General features: G+C 61.5%; 15 protein-coding genes. 5 read left to right on the top strand and 10 right to left on the bottom strand.

Annotation, left to right across the window (positions count from 1 at the left end):
• Window positions 1-15 precede the first annotated feature (15 nt).
• Together gcvH and gcvP are read left to right on the top strand one after the other, a co-directional pair.
• The gene (gene gcvH, locus E2F50_RS00505) at window positions 16-378 is read left to right on the top strand and encodes a glycine cleavage system protein GcvH (RefSeq protein ID WP_133314123.1); all 363 of its coding nucleotides are present in this window, start codon (window positions 16-18) and stop codon (window positions 376-378) included.
• Window positions 378-3242, top strand: coding sequence for an aminomethyl-transferring glycine dehydrogenase (gene gcvP / locus E2F50_RS00510; RefSeq protein WP_133314124.1), 2865 nt, complete (start codon window positions 378-380; stop codon window positions 3240-3242). Before gcvH ends, gcvP begins: the two co-directional genes overlap by 1 nt.
• A gap of 52 nt (window positions 3243-3294) precedes the next feature.
• Here gcvP and E2F50_RS00515 read toward each other — a convergent pair whose 3' ends face one another.
• A complete protein-coding gene (locus tag E2F50_RS00515) occupies window positions 3295-4179 on the bottom strand; it encodes an MBL fold metallo-hydrolase (protein ID WP_133314125.1) in 885 nt (294 codons plus the stop codon).
• A gap of 78 nt (window positions 4180-4257) precedes the next feature.
• Window positions 4258-5271: a tRNA dihydrouridine(20/20a) synthase DusA gene (dusA, locus tag E2F50_RS00520; protein ID WP_133314126.1), complete on the bottom strand. Its 1014-nt coding sequence runs from the start codon at window positions 5269-5271 to the stop codon at window positions 4258-4260.
• A 213-nt stretch (window positions 5272-5484) separates the two neighbouring features.
• On the opposite strand from dusA, the gene E2F50_RS00525 reads away from it, so the two are divergent.
• Window positions 5485-5904 carry a 5-carboxymethyl-2-hydroxymuconate Delta-isomerase gene (locus E2F50_RS00525; RefSeq protein WP_133314127.1) on the top strand — a complete coding sequence of 140 codons (420 nt, stop codon included), beginning with the start codon at window positions 5485-5487 and terminating at the stop codon, window positions 5902-5904.
• A 49-nt stretch (window positions 5905-5953) separates the two neighbouring features.
• Window positions 5954-6481, top strand: coding sequence for a gamma carbonic anhydrase family protein (locus tag E2F50_RS00530; protein ID WP_133314128.1), 528 nt, complete (start codon window positions 5954-5956; stop codon window positions 6479-6481).
• Here E2F50_RS00530 and E2F50_RS00535 read toward each other — a convergent pair.
• The 3 genes from E2F50_RS00535 to E2F50_RS00545 are packed head-to-tail and all read right to left on the bottom strand — an operon-like array spanning window position 6478 to window position 8649.
• Window positions 6478-6888, bottom strand: a complete 411-nt coding sequence (locus E2F50_RS00535) for a Fur family transcriptional regulator (RefSeq protein WP_133315172.1) — start codon at window positions 6886-6888, stop codon at window positions 6478-6480. The two genes, E2F50_RS00530 and E2F50_RS00535, sit on opposite strands and share 4 nt — an antisense overlap.
• An 11-nt stretch (window positions 6889-6899) precedes the next feature.
• Window positions 6900-7724 (bottom strand): zinc ABC transporter permease subunit ZnuB, encoded by an 825-nt coding sequence (znuB, locus tag E2F50_RS00540; protein ID WP_133314129.1) that lies wholly within the window; start codon window positions 7722-7724, stop codon window positions 6900-6902.
• Window positions 7717-8649 carry an ATP-binding cassette domain-containing protein gene (locus E2F50_RS00545; protein ID WP_133314130.1) on the bottom strand — a complete coding sequence of 311 codons (933 nt, stop codon included), beginning with the start codon at window positions 8647-8649 and terminating at the stop codon, window positions 7717-7719. The genes znuB and E2F50_RS00545 overlap by 8 nt, the downstream gene beginning before the upstream one ends.
• Window positions 8650-8745: 96 nt before the next feature.
• Here E2F50_RS00545 and znuA point away from each other — a divergent pair, with 96 nt between their 5' ends.
• Window positions 8746-9732, top strand: a complete 987-nt coding sequence (gene znuA / locus E2F50_RS00550) for a zinc ABC transporter substrate-binding protein ZnuA (RefSeq protein WP_133314131.1) — start codon at window positions 8746-8748, stop codon at window positions 9730-9732.
• A 102-nt stretch (window positions 9733-9834) separates the two neighbouring features.
• Here znuA and E2F50_RS00555 read toward each other — a convergent pair whose 3' ends face one another.
• The 5 genes from E2F50_RS00555 to E2F50_RS00575 form a co-directional block, all read right to left on the bottom strand.
• Window positions 9835-11451: a glycoside hydrolase family 43 protein gene (locus E2F50_RS00555; RefSeq protein ID WP_133314132.1), complete on the bottom strand. Its 1617-nt coding sequence runs from the start codon at window positions 11449-11451 to the stop codon at window positions 9835-9837.
• Between the two features lie 70 nt (window positions 11452-11521).
• Complete coding sequence (gene mgrA, locus E2F50_RS00560; RefSeq protein ID WP_133314133.1) at window positions 11522-12571, bottom strand: L-glyceraldehyde 3-phosphate reductase; 1050 nt, start codon at window positions 12569-12571, stop codon at window positions 11522-11524.
• A 60-nt stretch (window positions 12572-12631) separates the two neighbouring features.
• Window positions 12632-13765: a Gfo/Idh/MocA family protein gene (locus E2F50_RS00565; RefSeq protein WP_133314134.1), complete on the bottom strand. Its 1134-nt coding sequence runs from the start codon at window positions 13763-13765 to the stop codon at window positions 12632-12634.
• A gap of 24 nt (window positions 13766-13789) precedes the next feature.
• Window positions 13790-14551 (bottom strand): sugar phosphate isomerase/epimerase family protein, encoded by a 762-nt coding sequence (locus E2F50_RS00570; RefSeq protein WP_133314135.1) that lies wholly within the window; start codon window positions 14549-14551, stop codon window positions 13790-13792.
• Window positions 14552-14665: 114 nt separating this feature from the next.
• Complete coding sequence (locus E2F50_RS00575) at window positions 14666-15778, bottom strand: ABC transporter ATP-binding protein (protein ID WP_133315173.1); 1113 nt, start codon at window positions 15776-15778, stop codon at window positions 14666-14668.
• Window positions 15779-15783: the final 5 nt, after the last annotated feature.

Genomic DNA, 15783 nt, shown 5'->3' on the forward strand with positions numbered 1-15783 from the left:
CTCCGGAGAGAACTCATGCTGAAATTCACTGCTGAACACGAATGGCTGAAGCTCGAAGACGGCGTCGCCACCGTCGGCATTACCCAGCACGCAGCCGACCAGCTCGGCGACCTGGTTTTCGTGGAGCTGCCAGATGTGGGCGCCGAGCTGACCAAGGACGGCAATGCCGCCACCGTCGAAAGCGTCAAGGCCGCCTCCGACGTTTATTGTCCACTCGACGGCGAAGTCACCGAAGTCAACCAAGCGATCGTTGACGATCCCTCCCTGGTCAATTCCGATCCCCAGGGCGGGGCCTGGTTCTTCAAGCTAAAACTGAAAAACGTTGCCGATGCCGACGGCCTGATGGACGAAGCCGCCTATAAGGAGCTGATCGCCTGATGACCGACAGCACCGATTTCCATTTCACCGACTACCAGCCCTATGACTTCGCCAACCGGCGCCATATCGGCCCTTCGCCGTCGGAAATGGCCGACATGCTGAAGGTGATCGGCTATCCGTCCCTCGACGCGCTGATCGACGCGACCGTGCCCTCCTCCATCCGTCAGCAGACCCCGCTGGCCTGGGGCGCGGCCCTGACCGAACGGGAAGCGCTCGACAAGCTGCGCGAAACCGCCAACAAGAACCAGGTCCTCACCTCGCTGATCGGTCAGGGCTATTACGGCACGATCACGCCGCCCGTCATCCAGCGCAACATTCTAGAGAACCCTGCCTGGTACACGGCCTATACGCCCTATCAGCCGGAAATCAGCCAGGGCCGTCTCGAAGCGCTCTTGAACTTCCAGACGATGATCTGCGACCTGACGGGCCTCGACGTCGCCAATGCCTCGCTGCTCGACGAAGCCACTGCCGCCGCCGAAGCCATGGCGCTGTGCCAGCGCCAGGCCAAGTCCAAAGCCACGGCCTTCTTCGTCGATGCGGAATGCCATCCCCAGACCATTGCGCTGATCCAGACCCGCGCCGAACCGCTCGGCTGGACCGTCATCGTCGGCGATCCCATGAGCGATCTTGATCCGGTCGACGTGTTCGGCGCCATCTTCCAGTATCCGGGCACCCACGGCCAGGTACGCGACTTCACCGGCCTGATCTCCCGCCTGCACCAGACCGGCGCGGTTGCCGCCGTCGCCGCCGACCTCCTGGCTCTGACGCTGCTGAAGTCACCGGGCGAAATGGGCGCCGATATCGCGATCGGCTCCTCGCAGCGCTTCGGCGTTCCGGTCGGCTATGGTGGTCCCCATGCCGCCTACATGGCTGTCAAGGATGCGCATAAGCGCGCAATGCCCGGCCGTCTTGTCGGTGTTTCCGTCGATGCCCGCGGGAACCGCGCCTATCGCCTCAGCCTGCAGACCCGTGAACAGCATATCCGCCGCGAAAAGGCCACGTCCAACATCTGCACCGCCCAGGTCCTGCTTGCCGTCATGGCCTCCATGTACGGCGTCTTCCATGGTCCGCAGGGCCTGAAGGCGATTGCCCAGCAGGTCCACAAGAAGGCCGTGCTCATGGCCAAGGGGCTGGAAAAGCTCGGCTACACGATCGAGCCGGATACGTTCTTTGATACCATCACCGTCGAAGTCGGGCACATGCAGGGCCTCATCCTGCGGGCGGCCGTTGCCGAAGGCGTCAACCTGCGCAAGGTTGGGGAAACCAGGATCGGCATGTCGCTTGATGAGCGAACGCGCCCGGCGACGCTGGAAGCCGTCTGGCGCGCTTTTGGCGGCAATTTCACCGTCTCCGAATTCGAGGTGGAGTATCGCCTGCCGAATGCCTTGCTGCGGAAATCGGATTACATGACGCATCCGATCTTCCATATGAACCGCGCCGAAAGCGAGATGACGCGCTACATCCGCCGCCTCTCGGACCGCGACCTCGCACTTGATCGGGCGATGATCCCGCTCGGCTCCTGCACGATGAAACTGAACGCCACGGCCGAAATGCTGCCGATCACCTGGCCTGAATTTTCCGACATCCACCCCTTCGTTCCGGAAAACCAGGCGCTCGGCTACAAGGAGATGATCGACGACCTTTCGGCAAAACTCTGCCAGATCACCGGCTATGACGCCTTTTCCATGCAGCCGAATTCCGGTGCGCAAGGGGAATATGCCGGTCTCCTCACGATCCGCAACTACCATATCGCCAATGGCGACACCCATCGCGACGTCTGCCTCATCCCGACCTCGGCGCATGGCACCAATCCGGCCTCGGCCCAAATGGTCGGCATGAAGGTCGTGGTCGTCAGGGTGCGCGAAAACGGCGACATCGATCTTGAGGATTTCCGAGCGAAAGCAGTGCAGTACAGGGACAACCTCTCGTGCTGCATGATCACTTATCCGTCCACCCATGGCGTGTTCGAGGAGACGGTAAAGGAAATCTGCGACATCACGCACCAGCATGGTGGCCAGGTCTATTTGGACGGCGCCAACATGAACGCCATGGTCGGCCTGTCCCGCCCGGGTGACATCGGCTCCGACGTCTCTCATCTCAACCTGCACAAGACCTTCTGCATTCCCCATGGCGGCGGCGGTCCCGGCATGGGACCGATCGGCGTCAAGGCGCATCTTGCGGATCATCTGCCGGGCCACCCTCAATGGGATGGCCGCGAAGGCGCGGTCTCGGCAGCGCCATTTGGCTCGCCGTCGATCCTGCCGATCTCCTGGTCCTATTGCCTGATGATGGGTGGCGAAGGCCTGACCCAGGCAACCAAGGTTGCGATCCTCAACGCCAACTACATTGCCGCCCGGCTGAAGGGCGCCTATGACGTGCTCTACAAGTCCGAGGCCGGCCGCGTCGCCCATGAATGCATCATCGATACGCGTCCGCTCAACGCCTCGGCCGGTGTCACGGTCGACGATGTCGCCAAGCGCCTGATCGACTGCGGTTTCCACGCGCCGACCATGAGCTGGCCGGTCGCCGGCACGCTGATGATCGAGCCGACGGAGAGCGAGACCAAGGCGGAGATTGACCGCTTCTGCGACGCCATGCTGGCAATCCGCGAGGAAGCCCGCGCCATCGAGGAAGGTCGCATGGACCGGACGAACAACCCGCTCAAGAATGCCCCGCACACGGTAGAAGACCTGGTCGGCGAATGGGATCGTCCTTATTCCCGCGAACAGGCCTGCTACCCGCCGGGCGCCTTCCGCGTCGACAAATACTGGTCGCCGGTCAACCGCGTCGACAATGTTTATGGCGACCGCAACCTGATCTGCACCTGCCCGCCGATGGAAGACTACGCCGAAGCGGCTGAATAACGAAACCGGGCCTCCGCTCCAAGGGCGGAGGTCCAACTCCAAAGTGTCAAAGTCAACGGTAGACGTCGTTGCCACTCTTGCCCGGCTTTGCCGGGTTTCGATCATAGTGCCGACCCTGCGGAACCGCGATCTCGCCGAACTCGGCAGCCAACCGGTGGAGAGTTGCACGCATGTGCGCTCCTTGAACGGGTTTTCCGTGCCCCGAAATTATGAGGTCTGGCTCAAGCGCAGCCAGCAAACGAACCGACTGCTCGGCTGATTCCCAATCCGGCGTCAGGTAACGCGGAGGACCATGCATTTCTGCCTCTTGGGTGAGAACCTCGTAGACCGATTCCTGGCCCGTCGTGACGATCGCGTCGCCGGCAATTAGCGTTCGGTCGCTGTCGCGCCAAAGCGAGATATGGCCCGGCGCGTGACCGGGTGTATGCAGCCATTTCCAGCCAGGCATGCCCGGAACGCTTCCATCCTCGGGCAGCGCCTTCAGCCTGGTTCCGACATCGACCGGCGAGCGTGGAAAGAGCGGCGACAGAAGCGCGATGGCTCCACCGCCCACCGGCGGATCGGCCGGCGGATAGGAGGCCTCCCCACGAAGATAAGGCAGTTCCAAAGAATGGGCATAGACGGGAACATCCCATCGTCGGGAAAGGCTCTCGAGCGAGCCGACGTGATCGAAATGGCCGTGGGTCATCACAATCGCGGCCGGCCGGGTATTTTCGCCAAAGCGGTTCTCGGCGCATTCGACGATCGTGCTTTCGGAGGTCGGCAGGCCGGCGTCGATCAACACCCACTCGCCATTGCCGGAAGGTTTGCCGTAAAAGATGACGTTGACGATGGATAGCCGCCGGTAGGCAAGGTCTGGCGCGAACGCCTTAGTTCCGTCGTCTGTCTCAGAAATCGCGGCGAGGTCTTGGGGGCCAAGCGGAAGTTGGGTTGCCATAGGGTCTCCTTGCATCTTCCGTCCCGAACCGGGAAGAGCAAGGGTTGTTCCAGCTCGGCGATCCTGTGGTGGCGGAAGTCAGCCGGCCAGCATCTTCTGCCCTGCCTGAATGTCGACGACGTCGAAAGCCGCGGCAATGACTTCCGGACCGGCACCGGGACGGGTCGCTTCCGAAGACAGGATCTGGCGGAACCGGCGTGCGCCGGCATAGCCCTGGAATAGCCCGACCATGTGGCGCGTCACATGGTTCAGCCGTCCGCCCGTGCCGATCACGCTCTCCGCATAGGCCATCATGCTATCGCGCAAGGTCAACCAATCAGGCTCTGCTGGGCTCGGATCCGCATCCCCGCTGAGCATGGCGTCGACCCCCGCCAGGAGGCCGGTATTGTAATAGGCCGCGCGCCCCAGCATGACGCCGTCCATGACTTCCAGATGTTTGGCCGCCTGAGCAAGATCCGTAATGCCGCCGTTGATGCCGATGAAGACGTCCGGATTTTCGCGCTTCATCGCGTAGACGAGCGGATAGTCAAGCGGCGGAACCTCCCGGTTCTCCTTTGGCGAAAGCCCTTGCAACCAGGCTTTGCGGGCATGGATCCAGACCGCATCCGCTCCGGCGCCGATCACCCGTGCCAGAAACTCCGGCAGAACCTCCTGGGGCTCCTGATCGTCGACGCCGATGCGGCACTTGACCGTCACCGGAACCGTCGACACCCGCTTCATGGCGGCAACGAGATGCGCCACATGCGCGGGGTCGCGCATCAGACAGGCCCCGAACGTGCCGGACTGAACCCGATCGGACGGGCAGCCGACATTGAGATTGATTTCGTCATACCCATAGCCGGCGGCGATCTCGATCGCCTGCACCAGCTTGCCTGCGTCGGAGCCGCCCAGCTGCAGTGCCACCGGATGCTCGACTTCAGAAAAGGAAAGCAGCCTTTCGCGCGGTCCATGAATGATCGCATCCGCCACCACCATTTCCGTGTAGAGCAGCGCCTTTTTCGACAGCTGACGGTGCAGGAAACGACAATGCCGATCCGTCCAGTCGATCATCGGTGCAACGGCAAAGATTTTGCCCGTCTGGTAATGGTTCATGAGAAGGCTGTCCGGTATCGGTCTGGCTGCGTTTTTTGAGAACGTGGCCTATACAGCATGCGACGCCATAAATCGAGACGCAGCTTGGTGCAACGCTGCCACCTGTTCAACCGGCACCTGTTCGGCATTCGGGAATGAACCGCCAACCGCGTTGACAGCGGAAGCCACGGATGGCACCCACGCAGGGATCAACGCCCGCCAGCGAGGAGCCAGATGCCCCATCTCACCATCCACTACACGCCGAACGTCGATACCGATATGGACGCGCTTTGCCACGTGCTGCTGGATACGGTTCTCGGCATCCGTGATGACGAAGACAAAGCGGTCTTTCCACCGGGCGGTATGCGGGTCATGGCCTTCCCGGCCGCCCATTTCGCGGTAGGCGACGGGAAAGGCGATTACGGCTTCGTCTACATCAATCTCCGGATCAATCCGGGTCGCTCGGCTCAGATCGTCGCCAGGACCGGCGACAGGATGATGGAAGCAGTCAAGCAGCATATCGAGCCGCTGTTTTCGCGCTGGCCCATGGGCATCACGCTTAACATCGAGGAATCGCCGGCATCCCTGCCGGGACCGGCACAGCTGCTTTACGAAGGTTTTCATAACAATCTGCGCGCCCATTTGGCCAAGTAGAGATACAGGCGCTTTGCCCGTCATCGAACCTCCAGATCAGGACCATCCCATGCCGCTCTTCGCTCTTGGAGATCTTGCGCCGACCACGCCGGCCGCAGACCGCTTCTGGCTGGCGCCGAATGCTAGCGTCATCGGGCAGGTGGTACTTGGCGAAGATGTCGGCATATGGTTCGGCGCGGTCTTGCGCGGCGATAACGAGCTGATCGCGGTCGGTGCCGGCTCCAATATCCAGGAGGGTGTGATGATCCACACGGATCCGGGCTTCCCGGTCACGATCGGAACCCACTGCACCATCGGCCATCATGCCATCGTCCATGGCTGCACGATCGGCAACAATTCGCTGGTCGGCATGGGTGCGACGATCCTCAACGGCGCCCGGATCGGCGCCAATTGCTTGGTCGGCGCCAATTCGCTCGTTACCGAAGGCAAGCAATTCCCCGACAATAGCCTGATCGTCGGATCACCGGCGAAGGCAGTCCGGACGCTGGACGATGACGCAGTCGCTAAGCTGAAGGCTTCCGCCTTGCGCTATATCGACAACTGGAAGCGCTTTGCCCGTGATCTTAGGCCGCTTTAGGCGGCGCAACTGCTGCACAGGCCACGGATCTCGATGGCCGTCTTCACCGGCCTGAACCCCTTCTGCCTGGCCCAGCCTTCGAGGCGATGATCGACCTCGTGATCGTGGAATTCGGCCACCTGCCCGCAGCTCTCGCAGATCGCAAAGGCAACCGTGCCATGTCCGTGGCCGGCGCCGCAGCACTGGCTTTCTCGGTGCGCACAGGCGACAAAGGCGTTGAGGCTTTCGAGCCTGTGCACCATGCCGAATTCAAGAAGCTTGTCGAGGGCGCGGTAGACCTGGAGCGGCGCCCGGAAGCCGTGGTCGCGGAGCCGGTCGAGAATGGTATAGGCACTGACCGGCGCTTCCGCCTCGCTCAGCACGCCGAAGACGAGCGTCTGGTTCTTGGTCAATGCAGGCGGCGATATCGGTGCGTTCATCATCGCACTCCCTGGCTGGCGGCCGGCCCGGCCGGATGCTTCCGCATCGCCGGCAGCAGGCTTAGAATGAAGAGCGCAAGTGCCGCGACCACGATCGAAGGCCCCGACGGCGTATCGTATTGCAGCGAGCCGAACAGGCCCCCGATGACGGCAAGCGCGCCGATGAGCGAGGCAAGCACCGCCATCCATTCCGGGCTGGACGAAAAGCGCCGGGCTGTCGCTGCCGGAATGATCAGCAGCGAGGTGATCAGCATGATGCCGACGATCTTCATCGCAATGGCGATGACGAGCGCCATCAAAAGCATGAAGAAAAGCCGTGTCTGGGCAGGCTTCATTCCCTCCGCTTCCGCCACTTCCTCGCTGACCGTCGAGGCGATGAGCGGTCGCCAAAGCAGGGCGAGCGCGGCAACCACGACAATGCCGCCGCCCCATATCAGCGCAATATCGGCGGGAGTGACTGCCAGGATGTCGCCGAACAGGAAAGCGATCAGGTCGATGCGCACCCAGGTCATGAAGGCGACCAGAACAAGGCCAATGGCGAGCGTCGAATGGGAAAGAATGCCGAGCAGCGCATCGGCCGATAGCGATTGCCGGCGCTGCAGCACGAGGAGGAGTAGCGACACCAGCACCGCCACGCCAAAGACGGCAAGCAGCAGATTGATCTGGAAGAAAAGGGAAAGCGCGACGCCGAGCAGCGCCGAATGCGCCATCGTGTCCCCAAAATAGGCCATGCGGCGCCAGACCACGAAACAGCCGAGCGGACCGGCGGTGAGTGCAACGCCAATACCGGCAAGCAGGGCGCGGGTAAAGAAGTCGTCAAGCACGTGCGCTTCCTCCCGTCTGGCTGGACTGGTGGTGGTTATGGCCATGTTGATGGGCATGATCGCCGTTATGAGGGTGATCATGCCCCTCATGATCGTGGCCGCCCTTGTCGTGATGGTGGCCGTCCTGCGGGTGGCAATGATCAGTGACCGAGCCGTCGCTATGCTCCACGCGTCCGTCCGGCAGATGGGTATGGTCGTGATGATGGTTGTAGACGGCGATCGAGCGGGCGCTGCCGCCAAACAGCTTCATGTAATCGGAACTCTGGCTTACCGTTTCAGGCGTGCCGCGGCAGCAGACATGGCCGTTCAGGCAGATCACGGTGTCGGTTCCGGCCATGACCATGTGAAGGTCGTGGGAGATCATCAGGATACCACATCCCGTCGCGTTGCGGATCGAGCGGATCAGCTCGTAAAGTGCAGCCTCGCCGGCAAAGTCCACGCCCTGGACCGGTTCGTCGAGCACCAAAAGATCGGGCTTGCGGGCAATGGCGCGTGCCAGAAGGGCGCGCTGGAACTCACCGCCCGACAGATGGCGCACCTCCGCATCGAGCAGATGCGCAATGCCGGTCGCCGTCAGCGCCGTCATGATTTCGGCGTCGGCGAGCGGCGCCGTCAGCCGCATCAGCCGCCGCACAGATAGCGGCATGGTCCAGTCGACAGCAAGCTTCTGGGGTACATAACCAATCCGCAGGCCACGCATCCGCGCGACCGAGCCCTCGTCCGGCCGCAGCACGCCGATTGCGAGCTTTGCCGTCGTCGACTTGCCGGCGCCGTTTGGTCCGATCAGCGTGACGACTTCCCCGCGCCGGATGGACAGATCGATGCCGCGCACCAGCCATCTGCCGTCGCGGCGGATGCCGGTGCCCTTCAGCGATACCAGCTGGTCCTCAGCCCGGTCGCCACCGCCTCGCACATTCATCAGCATTTTTTCCAAACACCCTGTTGTCAGCCCTCATGCCACACGTTATAGCATAACGCAATTGATGTAATAACATTACATTGCAGAACAAGGAGATCGTCGATGAAATTTGCTTCCCTCGCCCTGCTGTCCTCGGCCGTATTCGCCATGGCGCCAAGCGCCTTTGCAGCGCCCGATGTCGTCGTGTCGATCAAGCCGATCCATTCCCTGGTGGCATCGATCATGAAGGGTGTCGGCGAGCCGCAGCTGATCGTCGATGGCGCGGCTTCACCGCATACATTCACGATGAAGCCTTCCAATGCCAAGGCGCTGGAAAAGGCGGATCTCGTGTTCTGGGTGGGTCACGGCATGGAAGCCTTCCTCGAAAAGCCGCTGTCCGCGCTGGCATCTGATGCCAAGGTAGTGACGCTCGAGGATGTGCCCGGCCTGGTCAAGCTTCCTTTCCGCGAGGGCGGCGCGTTCGAAGCCCATGATCACGGCGAACATGAACATGGCGAAGAACATGCCCATGGCCACGACAAGGCGGAAGGCGGCCAACACGCCGATCACGACGATCATGATCACGAGGGCTTCGACACGCATCTCTGGCTTGACCCAATGAATGCCAAGGCCATGGCCGTCGAAATCGAGAGGGTACTGGTCCAGGCGGACCCGGCCAACGCAGCCGCCTACCAGGCAAACGGCGCCGCATTGATCAGGCAGGTGGATGCCCTTGATGCCGAGATCACGGCCACGCTCGCGCCCGTCAAGGACAAGCCATTCGTGGTCTTCCACGACGCCTACCAATATTTCGAGCATCGCTATGACGTGGCCATTGCCGGCTCGATCACCGTCAGCCCGGAAACCATGCCGGGCGCCGAACGCATCGGCCAGATCCACAAGAAGGTCACGTCGCTTGGCGCCACCTGCGTCTTTGCGGAACCGCAGTTTGAACCAAAGCTGGTGGCCGTGGTGACGGAAGGAACGAAGGCCCGTTCCGGAACGCTTGATCCGGAAGCCGCAACCTTCAAGGCCGGGCCCGATCTCTATTTCGAGCTGATGCGCGGCCTGGCAAGCTCCATGAAGCAGTGCCTGTCCCAGGGGATGTAACACAGCTTTCCGGGGTGCGATTGATGAAGATCGCCCCCCGGCGCAGGATAATTCGTCAAAATATTATCCTGTAAATCATAGTTATCCGTAACCTTTATAAAGTTACACATTATCCACCGCCTCATAGCTGAAGAACTGGAAATCGGCGGGCTGCGCACGGCCGGACGTGTCGAAGGCAAACATGCCGGCAAAGGCGCCGGTGAAGGATCCGTGCTCGCCGCGTCCGCCCTCGTCGGAGACGACGCCGGCATCGAGAGCCGGGCCGATCTGCTGCCATTCGTGATCGGCGGAGCTGCGCCAGAAGAAGGCGAGGTCATTGCCGCGGATTTCCATCGCCAGATGCACCGGCCCTTCCGGAACCGCCATGCCGCTGCCCGCCGGATAAGTCATCTTCGCATGCGGGAAATCCCCTGGGCAGGAAAACACCGTCACCACCCGCCCCAGCTTTTCATGCAGGGTCACGGCCAGGGCATGGAGCTTGTGCCGGTTATAGTAATGGGTGAGGCCGGCCGCCTGCTGATAGGTGTCGGGCAGGAATTCGACCGCTGTCTCGGCCCGGAAGGAATGGTGCTCCTGCCGCCTGGCCACCAGCGATTGTTCGAACCAGGAGCCGAGGCTTTCGCGTCCATGAAGACGCAGATAGCCCGGCCTGTCCGAAAGGTTGAACAGCCTTTCCGGATAGGGACTGCGCAGCCACTGGAATTCGCCGGGCAATTGCGCCTGGTCGAAGCGCCGCTCTATGCGCGCAGGCGGCTCGCTCCGGGTTGTCTGGCGAGGCGCCGCCACTTCGGTTTCCGGCACGACGCCGCCTTCGGCCAGATAAAGCCAGTCGTCCCGCCATATGCATTTCTGCAATGCCGTTTCGCGACCCAGGCAGGAGCGGCGGTGCGGAGGCAGCGGGCGGCTGCAGAGATGGGTGTGATAAGCTTCGCCTTCCGGCGTTTCCACATATTGCCCATGGCCGGCGCGTTGAAGTTCCGCTTCGGGATGATCCTTGGAAGTGATCAAATGCGTTTGCGGATGCATCTCATAGGGGCCGTCGATCGTCCGCGCCCGCGCCATGGTGACGGCATGGTCATAGCCCGTGCCGCCCTCGGCCGTGGTCAGGTAATACCAGCCATTGCGTTTGAAGACATGGGGGCCCTCCACAAGGCCAAGCGCGCTTCCGGCGAATATGTTGCGGATCGGGCCGGTCAGCGCCCTCGCCTGCGGATCCCATTCCTGCAGAAGAATCCCGTCGAAAGCCGGATGTTTCGCGGCACCGCCAAAACCTTCGCCACGGTGGTTCCACTGCATGTTGAGAAACCATTTACGACCGTCACCATCATGGAAGAGCGACGGATCGAACCCGGACGAATTAACGTAGACCGGATCCGACCAGTCACCCTCGATCGTCGGCGAGGTGACGATATAGTTATGGGCATCCTTGAAGCTACCGTCATAGCGTTTCACGTCCGTGTAGACGAGCCAGAACAGCCCGTCGGCATAGGAAAGGCAGGGCGCCCAGATGCCGCAGCTGTCGGGATTGCCGCGCATGTCGAGCTGGCTCGGCCGATCGAGCGGCCGTCGAACCAGCGTCCAGTTGACGAGGTCGCGGGAGTGATGGATCTGCACGCCCGGAAACCATTCGAAGGTCGAAGTGGCGATGAAATAATCTTCGCCAACACGGCAGATGGATGGATCGGGATTGAAGCCCGGCAGGATCGGGTTGCGGATCATATCTTCTCCCGTAGATATGCGAGATGGATAGGCAAAAAAGGCCCGGCAGATGGACGGCCGGGCCCTGTGGCTACTTGTTGCGGGAAGGCCCCTCACGCTCGGCAGAGGCCGCCCAGATATTGATATCCGCCTCCTTGGCGTGAACGTCGATCGCGGCCAGCTCTTCTGCGGTAAAGTCCGGCCGCTCGAGCGCCTTGACGCAATCTTCCACCTGTTCCGGCCGGCTCGCACCGATCAGGGCCGTGGTCACGCGGCCGCCGCGCAGGACCCAGGCAATCGCCATCTGCGCCAGGGTCTGGCCACGCTTTTCCGCAATGGCATTCAAGGCGCGCAGGTTCTCGACGTTCTTCTCGTTGAGGAAGGCCGGGCGCAGCGACTTGCCCTGTGCAGCGCGGCTGTCTTCCGGAATTCCGCCCAGATATTTCGACGTCAGCATGCCCTGCGCCAGCGGCGAAAAGACGATCGAGCCGACCCCTGCTTCTTCCAGCGTATCAAGCAGGCCGTCCTCCTCGACCCAGCGGTTGAGCATGGAATAGCTCGGCTGGTGGATGAGGACGGGCGTGCCCAGCTGCTTCAGGATCGCCACCGCCTCGCTGGTGCGCCTGGAATTGTAAGACGAGATGCCGACATAGAGCGCCCTGCCCGAGCGGACGATCTGGTCAAGCGCGCTGCAGGTTTCCTCCAGCGGCGTTTCCGGATCGAAGCGGTGCGAATAGAAGATGTCGACGTAATCGAGCCCCATGCGCTTGAGGCTTTGGTCGCAGGACGAAATCAGATATTTGCGGCTGCCCCATTCGCCATAGGGACCCGGCCACATGTTGTAGCCGGCTTTCGACGAGATGATCAGCTCGTCTCGATAGCCTCGAAAATCCTCCCGCAGGATCTGGCCGAAAGCGGTCTCGGCGCTGCCGGGCTTCGGGCCGTAATTATTGGCGAGATCAAAATGGGTAATGCCGAGGTCGAAGGCCTTGCGGCAGATGGCGACCTTGCGCTCATGCGCCGTGTCGTCACCGAAATTGTGCCAAAGGCCGAGCGAGATTGCGGGCAGCTTGAGGCCCGACTGACCACAGCGATTGTACTTCATGGTCTCATAGCGGTTTTGCGCGGGTTGCCATGCCATGTTTGATTTCCTCCAATGAAAAGCCTGGCGCACCTCGGCGCCAGGCGGAGTCATAGCGGATCAGCGCAGAAGCGCCAGAGCTTCATCTATGCCAAGTGCGGCAGGCTGGGTGCATGTCGTGGTCATCTCGATGAAGCGACCTTCGCTGCCGGATTTCAGGATGGAGGTCATTACGTCCACCGCATGAAGCGTGCGATCCAGCGAGCATCGCGCATCGCGCCCTTCGATGATCGCGATAGCCATGTCGGCAAGTCCCGCGGTACGATAATTGGCGCGCGGCCCCTGCGGATGTTCCTGGTTCGCGACGCCGAAGGGATGATCCCAGGCTTCCAGCGGCTGGATGTCCTTGTCGCGGCCGCTGGCTTCCACGGTCCCGCCGAAGAAGTTCGGATCCGGCACGAAGATCGAGCCTTCGGTGCCGTAGAGTTCCATATTGGCATGGCGGTGCGACCAAACATCCCAGCTGGCGGACAGGGTAATCGTCGCGCCGTTCACGAATTCCAGCAGCGCGTGAATATTGGTCGGCGTCTCGACCGGGATCGTCTGGCCGTTGAGCGGCTCGCTGGTGACGGTGCGGGTCGGATTGGCCATGGACGTCAGCGCAGCGACCCGCCGAACCGGACCGAGGAAGTTGATCAGGTTGGCGATATAATAGGGTCCAAGATCAAGGATCGGGCCGCCGCCTTCCACGAAAAAGAAGCCTGGATTGGGATGCCACATTTCCATGCCCGGGCTCATCACATGGCAGGTACCGGAAGTGATGCGCCCTACCCCGCCCACGTCGATGTATTTGCGCGCCAGCTGATGGGAGCCGCCGAGGAACGTATCGGGCGCGCAGCCGACGGCAAGCCCCTTTTCCTTTGCAAGCGCCTGCAGCGCCTTGCCTTCTTCCAAGGTGATCGCTAGGGGCTTTTCCGAATAAACGTGCTTGCCTGCTTCGAGAATGGCTTTTGAGACGGTGAAATGCGCCGCTGGGATGGTGAGATTGACGATGACGTCAACCTCGTCATTGGCAAGCAGCTCCTCGACGGTCTGCGCCTTCACCCCATACTCCTCCGCGCGCAGGGCCGCGGCTTCCGCGTTGAGGTCGGCGCAGGCCACCACGTTCAGTCCCCTGAAAAGCGGCGCCAGCTTGAAATAGGTGGTGGAAATATTGCCGCATCCCATGATGCCGACGCCAAGTTCCTTGGACATGGAGAACTCCAAAATTTGCGGTGATCAATAGGTCTGGAAGGAAGCCATCGAGCGTGACAGAAGCCGGTCGAGATCCTTGGGATTGTCATGTTCGAGCACGTAATGCTTGGCGGGCGTCTTGCGTAGCGCCGCCATCAGCTCCGGCCAGGCCACGGTGCCGTGACCGACATCGGTCCAGCCATCCTCGTCCACATTCTCGCCGGCCGGTGCAATATCCTTGACATGCACGGCAGTGATACGCTTCCCGTAGCTTTCGATCCAGGAATTGACGTCCCCCCCGCCCCGGATCACCCACGCCACATCGATTTCCCAAGCAAGGTCCGGGCCGCCGGCAAGGATCTGCTCCTGCGGCGTCGAACCGTCTTCCAGCGGCTTGAACTCGAAATCATGATTGTGCCAGCCGAACGTATAGCCGGCATCGCGGTACGGCTTGCCCGCTTCCGCTAGCCGCTGGCCGAAAGCAAACCATCCCGCGGCATCGTTTGGCCGCTGGTCGGCAGCAAGATGGGGGCAATAGATGGCTTCCATGCCGAGTGTTTTGGCGATCAGCAGGGTCTGCTCCGGCTCCTTTTCAAGCAGATCGATGCCGAAATGGCCCGTCGGCATGGTCAGCCCGTTGGCATCAAGATCGGAGCGCAGTGTCTTCAGCGAAAGTTCGACCAGGGTGCCGTAGATGCCACCATATCCTTCGACCTCCGTATAGCCGGCTCCGGCCACCTTCCTCAAAACTTCGGCAAGCGGCGGAAAATTGCGCGCGCAGTAAAGCTGAAAACCAAGTTTCGTCATGATGATCCTCCCTTGAAATCAATCGTCAACCCGCCGCTGGCAGGAATTGAGCCTGTGGATGCAAAATGGTGGCGCGGTGCCCGCGAATGGGTCAAACCGTGCGCTGCCGGATCATCAGATCCGCTCCTCCGTGGTCGCGTCGAACAGCGATGCCATGGTCATGTCGAAGGCGAGCCGAACTTTGCTCCCCGGCGCATACCGCCGGGCGCCACCGATTCGAACCGACATAGTGTGTCCGGCATGCTTCAGCCAAAGCAGGTTGTCGGCCCCCATCGGCTCCTCGATATCGACAATGGCTTCGTGGACTTCGCCGCCGACGATATCACCATCGACCTTGATATGCTCCGGTCTGGCGCCGAGGATGACAGCGCGGCCCGGCATCAGCGTCTCCGACGCCTGATAGCCTTCGAGCGAGAAGCTGACGCCGTTGGTCTGGAAGAGGAAGCGGCCGCCCTCCTCTGCCAGCACGCCCTGCATGAAATTCATTGACGGCGAGCCAATGAAGCCGGCAACGAAGCGGTTCTTCGGCCGATTGTAGATCGTCACGGGATCATCGAGCTGCTGGATCACTCCGCTCTTCATGATGGCGATACGGTCGGCGAGCGTCAGCGCCTCGATCTGGTCATGGGTAACGTAGATCATCGTATTCTTGAGCGACTGGTGCAGGCGCTTGATCTCTACACGCAGCTCAGACCGGAGCTTGGCGTCCAGGTTCGAGAGCGGCTCGTCGAAGAGAAACACGTCGACGTCGCGCACCAGTGCCCGGCCGATCGCGACGCGCTGCCTTTGACCGCCCGAAAGCTCTGCCGGTTTGCGCTTCATCAACGGCTCGATCTGCAAAATCCCGGCAGCTCGGGTCAGCCGGCGGTCGATCTCGTCCTTGGGAACGCCCGCCACGCGCAAGCCGAAGGACAGGTTCTTTTCCACAGTCATCTGCGGATAAAGTGCATAGGACTGGAAGACCATGCCGATCCCGCGATCCTTCGGCTCTTCCCAAGTGACGTTCTTGTCCTTGATGAAGATCTGACCTTCGGTCGGCTCCAAAAGACCGGCGATGCAGTTGAGCAGCGTGGACTTGCCGCAGCCGGAAGAGCCGAGCAACACCAGAAATTCGCCGTCATGGATATCGATGTTGAGATTTTCCAGCACCTTGACCGCGCCAAACGAGAGCGAGAGTTCTCGGATCGAGACGCTGTACTGGGAGCGAAGGGGAACAGTGTTGTGCATCATGG

This window comes from Rhizobium deserti (assembly GCF_004358025.1).
In the GTDB taxonomy this organism is placed as follows: domain Bacteria; phylum Pseudomonadota; class Alphaproteobacteria; order Rhizobiales; family Rhizobiaceae; genus Neorhizobium; species Neorhizobium deserti.